Below are 18,104 nucleotides of genomic sequence, written 5' to 3' on the forward strand. Positions count from 1 at the left end.
AATGACGCGGCACCTCTTTCGTAGACGCTTGTCGTTGCGCTATGTCTCCGCGTCCGAGCCCGTCGCCATGGGCATAACGTCCTTGAACTGCTCGTAGGCCACTTCGATTCGACGCATCACTTCGCGGTCGCCGGTGTACCTGGACAGGAGTCTTGCTGAGAGGTGCACCAGCCCGTTTGAGAGCTTCACAACGCTGACCGCGAGTTGCTCGGGAAAACCGTCCCGGGTACGTGCCAACGGATGGAGCCCGGCGTGGACGAAAGCGTTCATCTGCCTCCAAGCTGCATTACGCAGCTCGCGCAGGGGGGCTACGAGGCCGGCCAGTCCAGGTTGGTCCTTCAGCTTGCGCTCAAGGTCCAGCAACATCTGCTCAGCATTGGGCAGGCCCTTGGCGGCGTCAGCGCTTTCGCGCGTCAGCGGCGCCGACGCCTTTTCGACCTGAGCGTCTGTTGCGGCGTAGAGCAGCCACGCGGCCCTGAGCAGCGCTTCGTACTGGAGCCGAAGGAGAGCCACGCCAGAGTTGGCCAGCCCCATGTCGAAGAGCGCGTTCAGGGCGGTTCCGTGCTCCAGCGCCAGCTCCGCTGCCGCGATGGACGCCTCCTCTCGGTCGTTGGCACCGCCGAAGCTCTCGGCCGCGGCAATCGTGTCCATCAGGGCCTCTAGGAAGGCAGCAGACCGCACTTGGACTTCGGGGAGGGGGCTCATGATCGAGTTCCGGACATGGAAGGACCGCGTCGCCGTGAGGGCTTGCGGCAACAGCTGTTATCGCCACCTCGGTGGACGCATGTGAGCGCGCGCTCTCATTGAAGTGCAGCGTAGACGCCTATACATGGGAAGGACAGCAGCTGCTAAGTTGCTACCGAGTAGGCATAGCCGTAACGCTTGTCACTGTGACGCTATGGATGCTGGCAACAAATGTTGCCGGCAACTGCTACACTGGATGTACTCCGCAACCGAGAAACCCGGAAAGGCGTCCCGGTGGTCGACTTGGTGCACACGAGTCGACATTGATGAGGAAAATGGGAGACCTTGCAGGCTTGCCTGGACAAGGCGACCGACCAAGGGTCGGAAGCTGGTTTCTCAGCCGTCCTCCTCTGTTGCGGAGTTTATTTTTCTACTTTTTAAGAGCTCGCTGGTCGAGCTTTTTTGTTTTTCCGGGGTTCGCCCAGTACGCGGTCTCAAGGCGGAAGTGCGGCTCTGGATAGCTGACCCACTGCAGCGCCGCCACGGGTGACTCACCGCTGACAGTGGCGTCCACACCCTTGTAGCTCGGGTCGAACATCAGCAGCTGATTCGGATACTTTACGGTGTCATGGTGAGGCGCGTACTTCGGCGTACCGTGGATGAAGAGCGCTGCCATCAGCTCTTCGACGCCCGCAATACTGACGCCATCTTCTGTCGTGCGCTCGTGACGCGCGTGCTCCACGCGGTCGCGCGCGATGACGATGGGACCCAGCTCCGCCTTGGTCAGATGGAGCATCGCCAAGTTCTTGCTGCCCAGCCACTTGTTGATGAGTGCGGTCGCCTTCTTGCTCATGAACCATGCGACCTCGTCCGGGCCACCAACGGTCGCCGGATGGGTCCCGTTGATCCAGCCGTTGAAGAGGGTGGCCATCTCCGCTTTTACAAGGCCAGGAGCAACCGCCAACGCCACCTGCATAGTTACAGCGGGGACGGACGACGAAGCCGCCTGCACGGCATTCGCTGCCGACGTCGGCGACGGCAGCGTTGCGTTCGGAACGCCGCTGACGTCCATTTCCTGATCCTGGCCAGCTTGGGCGCCAGCCTCATCCGCGCCCAGCTCGGCGCCATCCTTCATTTCGACCGACATTTTTTTGGAATCTCCTCCGTGGGGGAGAATTCTCAGGGCGCTGCCGCGGATGTGCAAATTTGTGAAGTTAACGACCGCCGGTTAGATGGCGTACGTTGTACAGTTTCTTGATGGGACTTTTTCCCCGGCCAGGGCGCCCGTCCGCGGGCGCGAAATGTTCTCCAGGAATTCGTCCGCCGAACGGACGGCGTACAGTTCTACGAGCTGCGCGCCGTCGCGCACTAAGCAGGCGCCAGAGCCGAAACGCCTGCGGCACCTGGGCGGCCCCTTCAAAAGAGGCGCCTCCCCGTGAAGGCCTGACGTGCCCGTTGCAACACCCGTATGGTCGACAAGGTGATCGACGTGGAGCTGTTCAGGCCACGCAACGACCGGGTTTGCGGCGCCAAACCGGCGTCGCTCTGACAGGTCTGAGCCGGTCGCGACACCACAATTGGCGCATGAACAAACCCACAAGGTTCAACACCGATGGGCGAGCCGCCCGGATCACCGAGCCGCTGAAGCTGGTACCCAAGGATCGGCCATGGCTGTTCCTCACAGCACTGTTCCTCCTGGTGCTCAACGATCAGGTCGGGAAGTGGATGGCCTGTTCATTCGTGGCGCTTGCGAGCGGCAGCGGAGCAGCCTGGTGGGTTTTCCGGCAAGCCGCAGTCGGCTGAGCCCGAACGAGTTGCCTTTGGCACGGACAGCCCGTTGCGTGTTTCAGCGGGTGGCCGCGCGGCAACGGGGGGCCGCGCTCGTCGCACCGAGTGGGTCAGGCCTTCGGCCCGTACTTAGCAATCAGGTCGTCATCATTTCCGAACGTGCCGCGGGTCTTCGCCCACTCGGCGGCGATCTGGAAGATGACGTTGGTGACCGCATTGAAGGCTTGGACCAACTCCAGCTTCGCTTTGGTAGGAACCTCGGGCTCGCCTGCGCCGATGTAGAAGCCGTGCTGCCCGGCATCAGTTGGTTTGGCCTTGCTCAACAAGTTTCCAATAGCGGCATTGGAAAGATGGACGTAGCCCGACGACAAGGAATAGACGTGCTTGATGGCCTTGTTCGCATCGGAAATTGAGCTGAACAGATCGACCAGATAAGCGTCCGTCATCGGCTTCCCGTGTTTGTCCTTGATCTTGGACAGCTTCACTTCGTTCATGACCTGGGTAGCAACGTCATGCGGATCGGTGGTCTGCAGCAATCCGTAGCAGCGGAGGACGGAATCAAGCTGGACGCGCAGCAAGATCATGGAAGTCGAAAAGAAGTCGGCCTTCATCGTCAGCTGAAAGGCGTCGAAGTTCTGCAGCGCTCGATTGCAGGTCGCCATGAAGTAGACGTCCGCCGGGAAGATGCTTCCAGCGCATGCAGTGATGACCTGCTTCCCCGCAGTGTCGAAGTGCCGGCGTTGGCTGGCTAGCTTGCTCAGGGCGCTCCGAACGGTCGCTCCATTCCTCCACCTCCGACTCTTCTTCATCAGGCCGCTCCCTCTTGTGAAGCGGCAACTCTAGCCAGGGAATACGACCAAGTGGCCCACCGGTTTCTGGGGGAGTCATCCAGATAAGGACCTACATATTTTCGCGTTTTCCGGACAACGGGCATTTATCACGACGAGTTGCGCGAAGAATCAGAGAAAGTCTTTGCTCAACAACAAGTTATCCCAACTTCTTGGATGTCGTGTAGTCAGGAATTGTCAGTGATGGCGCCTCGGCCTGGCCAAAATTCGGTGGAACTACGGGTTTATTCGCACTTCGCGACAAAGGTTGACGGGTGATCCGGCTTCGGAGGAGTTAAAGCCGGATTTATCACGTCGGCCAGCCCGAAGAAGGGGCAGTTAAAGGAAAACATATCAAATCCGGGCTGGACAAGGCGGATTTATGTCAGACAAGGGGGTATTTATGATGCCCCAATGCTGGTCCGCACCGACACGAACACCGTCACCCCGACGTTGACCTTCTTCGGATCGACCAGCATCACGTTGCGGGTGATCACGCCCGACTCCTTGAGCCGTTGCACCCGCCGCCAGCAGGGCGTCGTGGACAAGCCCACCTCCGCCGCCAGGTCGCTGACCTGGACCGCGGCATCCCGCTGCAGCACATGCAGGATCTTGCGGTCAATGGAATCCAGTTTTGTCATTTCCGGCCGCCTTGGAATGCATTTGCTGAAAGCGATGAAGGACAGGTGGATTTTGCATGCGGATTCCACAGCGGCCTTCTGACAATCGTCGGCCATGGAAATCTATCTCGACGCCAACGCCACCACCCCCGTCCTGCCGCAGGCCCGCGAGGCCGCGCTCTCCGTGATGGCGGACGCGTTCGGGAACCCCAGCAGCATCCACGGCAGCGGCCTCAAGGCCCGCGCCCGGCTCGACGAGGTCCGCGCCACCGCGCGCCGGGTGCTGGGCGCGCCGGGCGGCCGGCTGGTCTTCACCAGCGGCGCGACCGAAGGCATCCAGACCGCCGTCCTCTCCGCGCTGACCGCGCTGCGCCAGCGCCGCGACGCCGGCCAGGCGATCCCGCCGCGGCTGCTGTACGGCGCCACCGAGCACAAGGCCGTCCCCGAGGCGCTCAAGCATTGGAACGCGCTGCTCGGCCTGGGGCTGGAGGTCGTCGCGATCCCGGTCGGACTGGACGGTCGCCATGACCTCGTCTGGCTGCGCGAGCAGGTGTCCGCCGCCGGCCTGGTCTGCACGATGGCGGCCAACAACGAGACCGGCGTCATCAGCGACCTCGACGGCATCGCCGAGGTGTTGCGCGGCAGCGGCGCGCTGTGGCTGGTCGACGGCGTGCAGGCGCTGGGCAAGCTGCCGCTGCAGCTCGGCGAGCGCGCCATCGACTACGCGCCGTTCTCCGGCCACAAGCTCTACGCGCCCAAGGGCGTCGGCATGCTCTACGTCCGCGAAGGCGCGCCGTTCACGCCGCTGATGGCCGGCGGCGGCCAGGAGGGCGCGCTGCGTTCCGGCACCGAGAACATGGCCGGCATCGCCGCGCTGGGCGCGGTGCTGGACGCGCTCGAGCAGGGCGGCACCTTCGCCTCGCTCAGCCAGCTGATCGACCGCCGCCAGCGCCTGGCCGACGCGCTGCGCGACGCCTTCCCCGGCGTGGTCTTCAACGCGCCGTTCGACATCAGCCTGCCCACCACGCTGAACGTCTCCGTCCCGGGCCTGGGCGCGAAGCTGCTGCTCGACCTCTTCGATGCCGCCGGCCTGCGCGTCAGCGGCGGATCGGCCTGCGGCGCGTCGAAGGCCGCGCCGAGCTACGTGCTCCAGGCCATGGGCCTGCCGGCGTGGCGCGCCGCGTCGGCGGTGCGCCTGTCCTTCGGCGCGGCCGATACCGACGCCACGCTGGAGGAAGCCTGCCGCCGCGTGCGCGCCTGCGGCGAGTCGCTGCGCGCCACCTGCCAGACGCCGTCGCCGAACGACAGCCCGCAGGCGCCGGATCTGCTGACGCGCTTCACCGTCGACGGCGCCTGCTGTTACGTCGTCGCCGATGTCGCCAGCCGCCGCTGCGTCGTCGTCGATCCGCTGCCGGAGCTGACCGGCACGCTGGCGCAATGGCTGCGATGTCGCGGCCTGTCGCTGGCGGCGGTGCTCGACACCCACAGCCATGGCGATCACGCCTCCTCGGCGCAGGCGCTGCGCGACGCGGTGCCGGAGTTGCTGTCCGAGGACGCCCGGCCGGGCCGGGTAGATGCCCTGGGCTGGCCCGCGGGCGCCGAGGTGATCGCGCTGGGTGGCTATCGCCTGTCGCGCCTGGCGACCCCCGGTCACACCGAGGACTCGACCGCCTATCTCCTGCATGCCGGCGGCGACCTGGTCGCGACCTTCGTCGGCGACACGGTGATGCCGGGCGCGCTCGGCCGCAGCGATTTCGCGCAGAGCGCGCCGGCCGCCTTCGGGCCGTCGTTGAAGACGCTGGAGCGCAATGTCGGCCTGGACGGCCTGCTGCTGCCCGGCCATGACTACGACGACCGCTTCGCCACGACGCTGGCGGTCGAATGCGAGGCGCAGCCGCTGCTCGACGGCGTGCTCAAGGGCCGGCTCAGCGCCGAGGCCTTCGCGATCGGCAAGGGCGTGCTGGAGCACGACCTCGCGCCGACCCAGTACCAGACCATGGCGTGCGGCGCGCGCGTGGCCTGCGCGCGGTCGGCGGAACGCGTCGAGCTGGATGTCGCTGGCCTGCAGGCGCTGCTGGGCGAGGGCGCTCATCCGAAGCCGGTGCTGGTCGACGTGCGCGAGGCCTACGAGGCGCGGCTGAGCCCGAACGAGGCGCTCGCGCCCGAGGCCGTGCCGCTGTCCGCGCTGATCAATGCGTTGCCGCGCTGGCGCGCCTTGCCAGCCGACACGCCGGTCGTCTTCTTCTGCCGCAGCGGCAATCGCAGCGCGCAGGCGGCGCGGGCGCTGCGCCGCCTCGGCCATGCGCAGTCCTGGAGCCTGGCCGGCGGCCTCGCCCTGTGGCCGGAAGCCGGCGCCTCCCTCGCGACCGGCGCGCGCGGCAATCCCAATGCCGGCACCACCAGCGGCGTCCCCATCGCCTTCGACGCGATCGCGATCTGAGCGGCCTCGCGTCCTCACCCTCCTGGGGCCATCCCTGGATTGACCGTCGGACGGAGTGCCTCTATGCTCGGTGCTTGAAAGCGCTTTCATAAGCGCGCAGCACAAAGGCATTCCCATGACGGAGACGACGACGGGGCGCGCCAGCGCCTCGCTGCGATGGACGCTGTCCGCCAAAGGCGCGGACCTGGCGAGTTCGACGCGCCTGGCCGCGCAGCCCGACCTGGCACTGCAGCCGGTCGCGCAGCTGATGGCCGATGCCGCGATCGCCGGCATGCCCAAGCTGGTGGTGAACAGCGCCAGGCGCTTCCAGCGCATCGAGGGCTTCGGCGGTGCCTTCACCGAAGCCGCCGCGATCACCTGGCAGCAGCTGCCACCCGCCGAGGCCAACGCGCTGCTGCAGGCCTACTTCGACGTCGGCGCCGGCCACGGCTACACCTTCAACCGGGTGCACATGAACAGCTGCGACTTCTCGCTGGGCAACTACGCCCATGCGGAGGTCCCCGGCGACGAGGCGCTGGCCCACTTCAGCATCGATCGCGACCGCCGCGCGCTGCTGCCGATGATCAAGGCCGCGATGAAGGTCGCCGCCCGGCCGATGAAGCTGCTGGTCTCGCCCTGGAGTCCGCCGGCGTGGATGAAGACCAATGGCGAGATGAACAACGGCGGCAAGCTGCTGGCGCGGTACGCCCGGGCCTGGGCGCAGTGCTACGTGAAGTTCATCCAGGCCTACGAGGCCGAGGGCGTGCCCATCTGGGGCGTCTCGGTGCAGAACGAACCCGACGCGGTGCAGCGCTGGGACTCCTGCGTCTACAGCGCCGAGGAGGAACGCGACTTCGTCCGCGATCACCTCGGCCCGGCGCTGCACGCGGCCGGCCTGGCGCGCATCCGCATCGTGATCTGGGACCACAACCGCGACCAGATGGTGCAGCGCGCCGACGTCGTCTACTCGGACCCCGAGGCGGCGAAGTACGTCTGGGGCTGCGGTTTCCACTGGTATGTCGAGGACCACTTCGACCACGTCGGCCTGCTGCATGACGCCTATCCGGACAAGCAGCTGCTGTTCACCGAGGGCTGCCAGGAAGGCGGCCCGCACATCGGCTCCTGGGCGACCGGCGAGCGCTACGGGCGCAGCATCATCAACGACCTCAATCGCTGGACGGTCGGGTGGATCGACTGGAACCTGCTGCTGGACGAGACCGGCGGGCCCAACCACGTCGGCAACCTGTGCAGCGCGCCGATGCTGGCGGACCGGGAGCAGAACCGGCTGATGCCGCAGAGCGCTTACGACTACCTGGGCCACTTCAGCCGCTTCATCCGACCGGGCGCGCATCGGGTGCTGTGCTCGGCCAGCAGCCAGGACCTGGAATGCACCGCCGCGCTCAACGAGGACGGCAGCATCGCCGTCGTCGTGATGAACCGCAGCGAACGCGCGCACCGATTCACGCTGCGCATCGACGGCCAGGCCGGCGTCGCGGCGCTGCCGGCGCGCTGCATCGCGACCTACCTGCTGCCGCGCTGAGGCGGGGACGACCGCATGACCGTCGCCGATGTCACCGCCTCCGCCCGCGTCGAGGCGCTCTACCTGTACCCGGTGAAGTCCTGCGCCGGCGCACGCGTGCCCGAACTCCGCTTCGATGCCGACGGCCGCATCGAGGGCGATCGCGAATGGATCGTGGTCGACGCGCGTGGCGAGCTGGCCTGGCTGGGCTCGCATCCGAAGCTGGCGCTGCTCCAGCCGAGCCTGCTGCCGGATGCGCTGCTGCTGCGCGGCGGCGGGCAGCAGCCGCTGCGGCTGTCGCGCGAGCCCGAGGGCGACGCGACGCAGGCACTGATCTGGCATCCCGGCGAGCGTCGCATGGTGGGGTACGCCGGACGCGACGCCGGCGCGCTCGCGGCCCAGTTCCTGCGCGAGCTGACCGGCGAGGAGCTGCGGCTGGTGAAACTGGAGCGCGAGGCGATGCTCGCCACCGCGCCGCATCCGCTGCATGCGGTGTCGACGGCCTCGGTGGCGGAGCTCAACGCGCATCTGGCGACGTTGGGACTGAGACCGGTGGACGTGCGCCGGCTGCGGCCCAACCTGGTGCTGGGCAGCGGGCCGGACGCGGGGATGCCCTTCATCGAGGAGCACCTGACGCAGATGGTCTGGCGCGACGGAGAGGGCGCCTGGCGACGCCTGGTGCATCGGATGCCGAGCGAGCGCTGCGTCGTGCCCAACGTCGATCCCGACACCGGCCAGGCGCAGGCCGGCATCGACACGGCGATCGCGGCGCTCAGCGCGCAGCGCTGGCCGGGACAGGCCTCGCGCTTCGGCGTCTACCTGCAGCCGCCGTCGGGCGGCTCGCTGGCCGAAGGCGCCAGCCTGACGATGGAGCTCGACTTTTGAGCGCCGGCCGGGGACTCTCCCGCCGCGGGCTTCTTGCGGCGATGACGGCGCCCGCCTGGACCGGCGTGCTGGTCGTGCCGGCGCGGGCGCAGCCGCGCGAGGTGCTGACCGTCGCCGCCTTTCCGCTGATGGACGAGATCGCCGAGGCGGCGATCCCGGCTTGGCAGGCGCTGCATCCGGACGTCGAGCTGCGCATCCTGATGCGCCAGTACAGCGACCACCACACGGCGATGACGACCGCGCTGTCGACCGCCGTCGGGCTGCCCGACGTGATGGCGTTGGAGGCCAGCTTCGTCGGCCGCTTCGCCCAGGGCGGCGGCCTGGAGGACCTGCGGCAGCCGCCCTTCGGCATCGAGTCGGTGCGCGCGCGGCTGGTGCCGTATGCCTACGACCAGGCGATCGCGCGCAGCGGCGCGGTGGTGGCGATGCCGGCGGACATCGGCCCGGGGACCCTGCTGTATCGCAAGGACATCCTGGACCGCGCGGGCGTGGCGCCGGAGGACCTCACGCGCAGTTGGGATGCCTACGTCGCCGCCGGCGAGCGCATCAAGGCGCGCACCGGCGCCTACCTGGTCGCCAACGTGCAGGAGATCAAGGACATCCTGGTGGCCGACGGCCTGCGGCCGGGCGAGGGCGTCTACTTCGACACCGAGTCGCGGGTGCTGGTGAACACGCCGCGCTTCGAGCGCGCCTTCGAGGTGTCCCTGCGCGCCCGCCAGAAGGAACTGGATGCGAAGGTGCAGGCCTGGTCCAACGACTGGGGCGCGGGCTTCAAGCAGGGGCGGCTGGCGACGGAGCTCTCGGGCGCGTGGCTGGTGGGGCAGCTCAACGCCTTCGTCGCGCCGGAGACCAAGGGCCTGTGGCGGGCGGCCTCGTTGCCGGGCGGCTCGCAGGTGCCCTACGGCGGCACGTTCTATGCGATCGCGCGCCGGTCGGCGCCGGCGCGCAAGCGCCTGGCCTGGCAGTTCATCCAGCTGATGACGCTGGACCCGGCGCGGCAGCTGCAGGCCTTCAAGGACTACGACGCCTTCCCCGCGCTGCGCGACGTGCACGACGATCCCTTCTTCAGCGAGCCGGTGGACTTCCTCGGCGGGCAGCGGGCGCGCCTGCTGTGGCGCGACGATGCCCTGCGCATCACCGCCTTGCCGGTCCACAAGCAGAACAAGTTCGCCGAGGAAGTGGTGCAGACCGAGCTGGACAAGGTGCTGCGCGGGCACAAGACGATCAAGGCGGCGCTCGCGGATGCCGAGCAGCTGCTGCTGCGGCGCGCGAAGCGCTGAAGGAAGGGGAGCTCTTTCATGAAGCAACGAATGACGCGGCGCTGGGCCGCCGTGCCGCTGTTGGCGGCCCTGACGATCGACGGCGGCGCGGCGCTGGCGCAGACCGCGACCGGCAAGGGCGGCGCGGCCTCCGGGCCGATCGCCCTGCCGGCCGGCTACACGCTGGTGTGGTCGGACGAGTTCGACCGGGACGGGCTGCCCGACCCGTCGAAGTGGGCCCACGACACCGGCATGAACCAGCAGGGCTGGCACAACCGCGAGCAGCAGTACTACGCCGGCCCGCGCCTGGAGAACGCAGCGGTGCGCGAGGGCCGGCTGGTCATCACCGCGCGCAAGGAGGCGCTGTCGTCGCGGCCCGACTGGGGCGGCCAGCAATACAGCTCGACGCGGCTGATCACGAAAGGCAAGGCCGAGTGGACCTACGGCTTCTTCGAGATCCGCGCCCGGCTGCCCTGCGGCCGCGGCACCTGGCCGGCGATCTGGACCCTGGGCAGCCAGGGCGACTGGCCGGCCGCCGGGGAGCTCGACATCCTCGAGCACATGGGCCAGAAGCCGGACTGGGTCTTCAGCACGGTCCACACGAGCTCCGGGCACGGCGGGCATGGCGTCGGCGACGGCCGCAAGCTCGCGACCGCCTGCGGCCAGTTCCACGACTACCAGATGCTGTGGACGCCCCGGGAGATCCGCTTCGGCATCGACGGCCAGGTGCATGCCGCCTATCCCAACCTCGGCCAGGGCCCGGCGCAATGGCCGTTCGACAAGCCGCAGTTCCTGATCCTCAACCTCGCCATCGGTGGCGACCTCGGCGGGGAGATCGACGACGCGATCTTCCCGGTCAGCTACGAGGTGGCCCACGTGCGGGTCTATCAGCAGGCGCGCTGAACGCGGGGCGCCGGCGGCGCTCGCCGGACCCGGCGCGGATCGATGGTCTACTTCCGGCTTGGCCGGAGACCGCAAGACGGTCTTCATGACCTGGTCCGTCGACACGTCCGTCGACGCGCCCATCGACCCGCTTCGAGAGCCCCACTTGTCCCGCAGTACCCAAGGCGCCACGCTGCTCGGCCTGATCGCCATCCTGTTCTGGAGCACCTCCGTCGGCGTCACGCGCAGCACGATCGAGTTCCTCGGCCGGACCGGCGCGCCGGCGGTGATGTTCACCCTGTCCGCCTTGCTCCTGCTGCCCACGCGCAGCGCGCTGCGCGAGTTGCCGCGGCGCTACCTGTGGCTGGGCGCCGCGCTGTTCGTCGGTTATGAGCTGTGCTTCGTGCTCGCGCTCGGTTTCGCGCGGACGCGGCACGAGGCCATCGAGGTCGGCATGGTGAATTACCTGTGGCCCAGCCTCACCGTGCTGTGTTCCGCGATCGCCGGCGGGCGGCGGCTGAATGCGCTGATGCTGGGCGGCCTGGCGCTGGCCTTCACCGGGGTCGTCACCGCGTCCTCGCCGCCCGAGGGGCTGTCGCTGGCGCGCTTCTTCCACAACGCCGCGTCGAATCCGCTGGCCTATGGCCTGGCCTTCGTCGGCGCGATCGTGTGGGCGCTCTACAGCACCTGCACCCGCTACATGGCCGAGGGCCGGAACGCGCTGTGGTTCTTCATGGCGCTGAGCGCCGCCGGCTTCTGGGTGGTGCACGCGCTTAACCCGGAGCGAGCACCGATGCAGGCGTCGATGCATGTCGTCGTCCAGGTCGCGCTGGCGAGCACCGCGGTGACGCTGGCGTATACCTTCTGGAACCTCGGCGTGCTGCGCGGCAACATCCACCTGCTGGGGCTGGCGGCCAACGGCACGCCGGTGATGTCGGCGCTGTTCGCGTCGCTGCTGCTGAGCGCGCCCTTGCCGCCGATCTTCTGGGGCGGCGCGGCGCTGGTGGCGCTCGGCTCGCTGGTGGCGGGGATCGGGGCGCGACGCGCCGCCCGGCGCGCCGATTGAACGATTGAAGCAACGGCGATGATCCGCCCGATCAAGACATCGCGATCACGCATGCCCGGGGAGGGGCTTGGATGAACGAGAACGAAGAGGCGCCGACCGCCGCCGAGCCGGACCGCGTCGACCTGGCCGCCTGGTGCCTGGCGGTGTGCCGCGTGGCGACCTTCCGCGCACCGCCGTGGGAACGGCTCGTCACCAACCCGACCTGGATCGCCGCGCTGCTGCTGGGGCATCTGCTGCTGGCCTTCGGCGTCCAGCGCCTGGCCATCGACGGGCCCGCGCGGCTGTATTGGCCGGCGGTGCTGAACGGCTGGGCGGCCACGGTCCTGTGGATCTGGATCAGCTGGATCGCCGCCCGCGCCGCGCGTCAGCAGCCAGGGGCCGCCGCGATGCCCGACACGTCGGTGGTGCTGACCCTGGTGATGGCCAACAGCGCGCTGATTTCCGTCGCGGTCAGCCTGCTCCTCGTGCCGCTGCTGCGACTGATCGGCCCGCTGGAAAGCTGGCCGCTCGGCGCCCGTTGGGGCGTCTGGCTGCTGCCGATGATGTGGCTGCTGGCGACCGCCACCGGCCTGCTCTGGCGCGTCATCCCTTCCGCCGCGCCCCGCGCGTTCGCGGGCCTGGTGGCGCTCGCGGCCGTCGCCATCGCCGGCTGGTTGCAGCCGGCGATGTTCTGGTGGCCCGATCTGTCGGCAAAGACCACCGGCACGGCCGCGACCGACGAAGACGCCGCCACCGACCCGGGCCTGAAGCTCACCGAGGCCGTGCTGGCCGCGCAACCGCGCCTGATCGCCGAGGCCCTGGACGCCTTGCCGCGCTCCGAGCCGGATCGGATCAAGGTCTACGCGGTCACCTACGCGCCCTACGCGATCGAGGACGTCTTCAAGCGCGAGAGCGCGGTCGTCGCCCAGGCGATGGCGGAGCGCTTCGGCGCGGGCGACAGGACGGTCCAGCTGGTGATGAACCCGTCGACGACCGAGTCGCTGCCCTGGGCGACGCAGGCCAACCTGCGCCGGACGCTGGACCGCATGGGGCAGCTGATGGATCGCGACAAGGACGTGCTCTTCCTCCATCTCACCTCGCACGGCGGCCGCGACGGGCAACTGGCCGCCGAGGCCTGGCCGCTCGAATCCGAGCCGGTGACGCCGGCGCTGCTGAAGCAGTGGCTGGACGAGGCCGGCATCCGCTGGCGCGTGATCTCGATCTCGGCCTGCTACTCGGGCAGCTGGATCGAGCCGCTCGCGGGCGACGACACCCTGGTGATGACGGCGGCCGACGCGACCCACACCTCGTATGGCTGCGGGTCGCGCTCGCCGCTGACCTTCTTCGGGCAGGCGCTCTACGTCGACGCGCTGAAGGACACCTGGTCCTTCGCGCAGGCCCATGCGCGGGCGCGCCAGCTCATCGAGGTCCGCGAGCGCGAGGCCGGCAAGACCGACGGTTATTCGAATCCGCAGATCCGCGAAGGCGCGGCGATCGGCGAGGTGCTCCGGCGCCTGGAGCGGCAGCAGCGGGGCGACTGACGCCGCCGTGACGCGGGGTCGGGCGGGGCGGGCTGCGACTCAGCATTCTGCCGATGGCGTTGCCGCGGGCGGTGCGATAGCTTCCCATCGCGGTCACCCGACCCGCAGCGGGAGATGCCTCGATGAAGCGCTCGATCGAACAGGCCGAAGAACGGACCGAAGCCGCGCCGGCTCAGCGCGCGACCGCCCCGCGGTCGGCGGGGTTCGCCTCGACCGGCCCCCGTGACGCGGCGCCGCGCGCCAGTGGCTGGCAGGCCACGATCGAGGCCACGCCGCGCATGCAGCTGCAGCGCCGCACGATCGAGGCTGTTTTCGGGCGCGCGGCCCGGCGCGGACCAATCACCCCGACGCTTCAGGCGGCGGGCCGTGCCGGCGGCACGACGCCGCTCGCGGTGCTGGCCACCGGTGGGGTCGCGCAGCGCAAGATGGGCTTCGAGTTCGAGAGCGGCAATACCTTCATCAAGGACCCGAACGCGGCCGCCGACGACCCGGCCACGCCCGAGGCGCTCGATCGCAAGGACGTCGCCTACGGCAACGGCAACAGCGCGTTCCGCCTGGAGGCCGATTCGGGCCACAACCTGGAATTCGTGACCCAGCCCTATGACAACTGGCCCGCGCTCGCCCAGGCGATCACGGGGGCAAAGGCCTTGGCGGACACGCTCGAGCAGCGCGCCGGAGCGGCGCCTCGGGGAGAGTTCTCCGTCGGCATCGCCGACGGTTTCACCCAGGACGGCATCTGGATGAGGGTAGACGATCCGGCGTTCGAGGCCGCGGTGCAGTCGACGGAAGGGGTGGCGCTGGGCGACCTGTCCCGCATGATCGACGAGCACCTCGAGGCGGGCGACGAGCACGACGACATTCATGACGACATGCGCGACGTGATCGGCGACGCCCGCGCCAACACCTCGCTGGGTCCGCAGACCGCGGTCTTCCCGAACGTGAAAGGCATGCTGCTGGCGCTGGTGATGTACATCGACCGGGCCCGCACGACCGTGCCGGACAGCACGGATGGACCGAAGGCGTCATTCCGGCTGATGGCGCGAACCGATTTCCGCAGCATGTTCCGCTCGCTGACCCAGGGGGAGCGGGACCAACTGAAGCTGATCCTCTACGGCACCGCGACGGCCGGTACGGTCGACAGCAGGGCCAACACCCTCACGCGTGTCGTGGACATGGAGCTGGACAGCCAGCTGTTCCGCCGTGGCTATCTGGACGAAGGCGCTCCGAACGTGCCGCAGAAGGTCAACGCGGGGCCGACCCTGCGCGCCTGGCTGAGCAGCATCACGACGGCGGCCCCCGGCCGCGACGTGTTGTCGCCGCCGCCCGGATACACGCCCCACAGCGCGCTGTCCGGCGAGAACAAGAAATTCCGGTATGGCATGGGTGCGATGGGGATGGATGGCGACCTGGCGCTCTTCGAGATGCGCGGCTACTCCGCGCTGGACGGATGGCAACCTAAGAACGACTGGGAGGCCTTCGCGCAGACCCGTTTCGACCGGGCCGCCCGGCGCAACACCAGCCTCACGCCGCGCGTGCCGCCGCAAGCGGTGGTCCCGGTCAACGCGCAGCCCGCGCAGGTGCCGGTCCCGGTGCCGCAGGCGCCGATCGGTGTGCCCCAGGTGGCGCCCCTCCAGCAGGCGCAGCACCTGCAGCAGCAGGCCATCGCGCTGTTGCCCGTCTTCCCCGCCCAGCCTGCACCGCCCTTGCAGCAGGTGGGGCACCAGGGCCAAGGTCAGGGCCAGGGTCAGGGCCAGGGCCAGGGCCAGGGCGCGCGCAAGCGCAAGTTCGGGCAGTGAGGCGGCTCGCGCCGCGGGGGACATCGATCGCCGGTGGGACCCACGGGGCCGCGGTCGTCGCTATCATCGCCCCCGCAGACAAGGAGTCGAGATGGCATCACGCTTCTGGTTGGCGCTCCAGGTGGGCGCGCTCTTCAGCCTGTCGGCCGCGGCCCAGGACCTCACCCTGACGCGGCTGGACTGCGGCAGCGGCAGCAACGACCCGCGGCGCTTCAGCGACACCTACGCCTACACCGAGACCACCAAGCCCTTCACCTTCAGCTGCTACGTCATCCGGCATGGCAACGACGTGATGGTCTGGGACACCGGCTACCTGCCGGGCTCGGTGCCCAACGCCACCAACAAGCCGCTGGCCGACCTGCTGCGACAGATCAAGGTCGAGCCCGGCGAGGTGAAGTACGTCGGCATCAGCCACTACCACGCCGACCACACCGGCCAGCTCGCCGGGCTCAGGAATGCGACCCTGCTGATCGGCAAGGGCGACTGGGAAGGCATCACCGCCACGCCGCCGATGAGCGGTGCCAACGTCAAGGGCTTCGCCGAATGGATCGCCGAGAAGCGCAAGGTCGAGACGCTGAGCGCGGACAAGGACGTGTTCGGCGACGGCAGCGTCATGATCCTGCGCGCGCCGGGGCACACGCCGGGCCACTCGATGCTGCTGGTGCGGCTCAAGGAGACGGGGCCGGTGCTGCTGAGCGGCGACGCGGTCCACTTCCATGAGAACTACGAGCATGACGGCGTGCCCGGCTTCAACGACGACCGCGCGCAGACGCTCGCGTCGATCCAGCGCATGAAAGAGATCGAGAAGAACCTGAAGGCGACGGTCATCATCCAGCACGACCCGCGTGACATCGGCAAGCTGCCGGCCTTCCCGAACGCGGCGAAGTAGCCGGCGCGGCCGCGTCCCGTGAACCGGGCGCGATTACACGCGGGTACGGCCCTAGCATCGCGCGCATGACGCAAATTCCTTCCCGACGCCTGGTGCTGGGCGCGGCACTGGCGGCGCCGGCCGTGGTGGCCGCCGCTCCCGCACCCTCCAACAGCGCCAGCGCGACCGTCCTGCGCTTGGCGCCGGGCGCTCCCGGCTCGACACTCTCGCCGCGGCGCATCGACCAGACGCTGCGCCGCATGGTGGCCGACGGCCGCGCGGCGGGCGTGTCGGCCCTGGTCTGGCAAGCGGGCGTGGAGCGCTACTTCGGCGCCCACGGCCTGGCCGACGTGGAAGCGAAGCGGCCGATGGCCCGCGACACGCTCGCGCGCATCTGGTCGATGACCAAGCCGGTGGCGTCGGTCGCGCTCATGCGGCTATGGGACGCGGGGCGGTTCCGGCTGGACGATCCGCTGGCGCTCTACCTGCCGGAGTTCAGCTCGATGCGGGTCCATGCCGACGATGGCCGCGGCGAGCGGCCGGCCGAGCGGACCCTCCTCGTGCGCGACGTGCTGCTGCACACCGCCGGCCTGACCTACGCGATGGAGGACGGCCCTGCCGACCGCGCGTTCCGCGCCGCGAGCCCGTTCGAGCGCTCCCCCGACCTGGCCGCCTTCAGCCGCGCGGTGGCTGCGCTGCCGCTGCGGCATGAGCCGGGCACGGCCTGGCACTACGGCACCTCGACCGACATCCTCGCCCGGCTGGTGGAGGCGCTGGCGGAGGAACCCTTCGATGCGCATGTGCGTCGCCATGTGCTGCAGCCGCTGGGCCTGCGGGAGACCGACTGGACCGCGCCGGCTGCGCTGCAGGACCGCATGGCCGCGACCTACCGCCTGTCCGCCGACGGCAAGCCGGAGCGCGAGCCCGATCAGCCCTTCACCTTCGCCAGCGGCGGCGCCGGCCTGATCGGTCCCATCGACGACTACCTGCGCTTCGCCCGGATGCTGCTCGGCGAAGGCGAGCTCGACGGCGTGCGGGTGCTGCGCCCGGCGACGGTGCGACTGATGCTGGTCGACCACCTCGACCCCGCGATCACGCAGCGGCATCTCCTGACGAGCCCGGGCGTGGGCTTCGGCTTCGGCGGTTCGGTGCGCATCGCGCCGCCGCTGCGGGACGAGCCGCCCGGCGCGGTGGGCGAGTTCTCCTGGGGCGGCGCCGCGTCGACGCTGTTCTGGATCGACCCGGCGAATCAGCTCGCGGTGGTGTTCTTCGCCCAGAAGCTGCCCTTCGACGACGCCCTGCATCGCGACCTGCGACGCGCGGTGTACGGCTAGGCCGCTCAGGGCGCGAGCTTCGTGAACACATCGTCGCGCGCCTTCACGAGCGCGTTGTGGCAGGCGAAGCAGGTCTGGTGCTGGGCCGCGTCGACGGGCTTGCCGTCGATGAAGCGGCCGTAGCCCCAGCCGCCGCTGTCGGCGTAGCGCTTCGAATCCTTGACCATCACCTGTACCGTCGTCGGCGCGCCGGGAACCGTCGCGGCCGGGAACTCGGTGGAGCGCTGCCGCTTCCACGCCAGCTTGACCAGCATGGCGCCGTCGGGGAACGGCAGCTGGCCCAGTCGATAGGCCTTCATCGCGATCGGATTGCCGACCACGGCGCGCAATTCGTCGAGCGGTGCGTCCTCCGTGGCGACGCCCACCATCTCCCATTGGCGATAGCCGTCCGGCAGCACCACGCCGTAGATCGGCGAAGCGGGTTTCGAGGGCTTTCCCTGGGCCAACGCGGGAAACGAGCTGGCGCTGAGCGAAGCCAGGAGAAGCATCGAGGCGAGACGGTGGGCATGCATGTGGGTCTTCCAGGCAAGTGGGGCAGTGCCACGGATCAGACCAAATTCATCGCTGCCTGGGCATTGAACCTTGGTATGGGCAGAGCCTCGCGGTGATCGGCGTTCCCGGCGGTTGCATTCGAAAA

The 18,104-nt window shown here is 69.0% G+C and carries 15 protein-coding genes and 1 pseudogene; 11 read left to right on the forward strand and 5 right to left on the reverse strand.

Annotated elements, in window-relative coordinates:
* Nucleotides 1–39: 39 nt before the first annotated feature.
* A complete protein-coding gene (locus tag FHT38_RS01725; RefSeq protein ID WP_183489288.1) occupies nt 40–651 on the reverse strand; it encodes a DUF6988 family protein in 612 nt (203 codons plus the stop codon).
* A gap of 463 nt (nt 652–1,114) precedes the next feature.
* Nucleotides 1,115–1,831, reverse strand: coding sequence for a hypothetical protein (locus FHT38_RS01730; RefSeq protein ID WP_183489291.1), 717 nt, complete (start codon nt 1,829–1,831; stop codon nt 1,115–1,117).
* A 437-nt stretch (nt 1,832–2,268) separates the two neighbouring features.
* On the opposite strand from FHT38_RS01730, the gene FHT38_RS01735 reads away from it, so the two are divergent.
* Nucleotides 2,269–2,487 carry a hypothetical protein gene (locus FHT38_RS01735; RefSeq protein WP_183489294.1) on the forward strand — a complete coding sequence of 73 codons (219 nt, stop codon included), beginning with the start codon at nt 2,269–2,271 and terminating at the stop codon, nt 2,485–2,487.
* Nucleotides 2,488–2,582: 95 nt separating this feature from the next.
* On the opposite strand, the gene FHT38_RS01740 is transcribed toward FHT38_RS01735, so the two are convergent.
* Together FHT38_RS01740 and FHT38_RS01745 are read right to left on the reverse strand one after the other, a co-directional pair.
* On the reverse strand, nt 2,583–3,281 hold the full coding sequence (locus FHT38_RS01740) for a hypothetical protein (protein ID WP_183489297.1): 699 nt from the start codon (nt 3,279–3,281) through the stop codon (nt 2,583–2,585).
* A gap of 434 nt (nt 3,282–3,715) precedes the next feature.
* Nucleotides 3,716–3,931: pseudogene (locus tag FHT38_RS01745) on the reverse strand (Lrp/AsnC family transcriptional regulator); the annotation flags it as partial.
* Between the two features lie 103 nt (nt 3,932–4,034).
* Between FHT38_RS01745 and FHT38_RS01750 the strand changes: the two are divergent.
* The 10 genes from FHT38_RS01750 to FHT38_RS01795 all read left to right on the forward strand — a co-directional run bounded on the left by FHT38_RS01750 (nt 4,035) and on the right by FHT38_RS01795 (nt 17,467).
* Nucleotides 4,035–6,359, forward strand: a complete 2,325-nt coding sequence (locus FHT38_RS01750; protein ID WP_183489303.1) for an aminotransferase class V-fold PLP-dependent enzyme — start codon at nt 4,035–4,037, stop codon at nt 6,357–6,359.
* 115 nt (nt 6,360–6,474) lie between these two features.
* A complete protein-coding gene (locus tag FHT38_RS01755) occupies nt 6,475–7,878 on the forward strand; it encodes a glycoside hydrolase family 30 beta sandwich domain-containing protein (RefSeq protein ID WP_255488574.1) in 1,404 nt (467 codons plus the stop codon).
* Between the two features lie 15 nt (nt 7,879–7,893).
* Nucleotides 7,894–8,742, forward strand: coding sequence for an MOSC domain-containing protein (locus tag FHT38_RS01760; RefSeq protein WP_183489306.1), 849 nt, complete (start codon nt 7,894–7,896; stop codon nt 8,740–8,742).
* Nucleotides 8,743–8,783: 41 nt separating this feature from the next.
* Complete coding sequence (locus FHT38_RS01765; RefSeq protein ID WP_183489309.1) at nt 8,784–10,022, forward strand: extracellular solute-binding protein; 1,239 nt, start codon at nt 8,784–8,786, stop codon at nt 10,020–10,022.
* Between the two features lie 18 nt (nt 10,023–10,040).
* Nucleotides 10,041–10,904 (forward strand): family 16 glycosylhydrolase, encoded by an 864-nt coding sequence (locus FHT38_RS01770; RefSeq protein WP_255488575.1) that lies wholly within the window; start codon nt 10,041–10,043, stop codon nt 10,902–10,904.
* Between the two features lie 145 nt (nt 10,905–11,049).
* Entirely contained in the window at nt 11,050–11,949 is a 900-nt protein-coding gene (gene yddG, locus FHT38_RS01775; protein WP_183489312.1) for an aromatic amino acid DMT transporter YddG, read from the forward strand.
* Nucleotides 11,950–12,020: 71 nt separating this feature from the next.
* Nucleotides 12,021–13,469 carry a C13 family peptidase gene (locus FHT38_RS01780; RefSeq protein ID WP_183489315.1) on the forward strand — a complete coding sequence of 483 codons (1,449 nt, stop codon included), beginning with the start codon at nt 12,021–12,023 and terminating at the stop codon, nt 13,467–13,469.
* A 122-nt stretch (nt 13,470–13,591) separates the two neighbouring features.
* Nucleotides 13,592–15,265, forward strand: a complete 1,674-nt coding sequence (locus FHT38_RS01785; RefSeq protein WP_183489318.1) for a hypothetical protein — start codon at nt 13,592–13,594, stop codon at nt 15,263–15,265.
* 91 nt (nt 15,266–15,356) lie between these two features.
* Entirely contained in the window at nt 15,357–16,154 is a 798-nt protein-coding gene (locus tag FHT38_RS01790) for an N-acyl homoserine lactonase family protein (RefSeq protein WP_183489321.1), read from the forward strand.
* A gap of 65 nt (nt 16,155–16,219) precedes the next feature.
* Nucleotides 16,220–17,467, forward strand: coding sequence for a serine hydrolase (locus tag FHT38_RS01795; protein ID WP_183489324.1), 1,248 nt, complete (start codon nt 16,220–16,222; stop codon nt 17,465–17,467).
* A gap of 5 nt (nt 17,468–17,472) precedes the next feature.
* Here the strand turns inward: FHT38_RS01795 and FHT38_RS01800 are convergent, their stop codons facing one another.
* Nucleotides 17,473–17,979 (reverse strand): cytochrome P460 family protein, encoded by a 507-nt coding sequence (locus tag FHT38_RS01800; protein WP_183489327.1) that lies wholly within the window; start codon nt 17,977–17,979, stop codon nt 17,473–17,475.
* Nucleotides 17,980–18,104: the final 125 nt, after the last annotated feature.

It is taken from the genome of Mitsuaria sp. BK041 (assembly GCF_014193085.1).
Lineage (GTDB): Bacteria > Pseudomonadota > Gammaproteobacteria > Burkholderiales > Burkholderiaceae_C > Roseateles.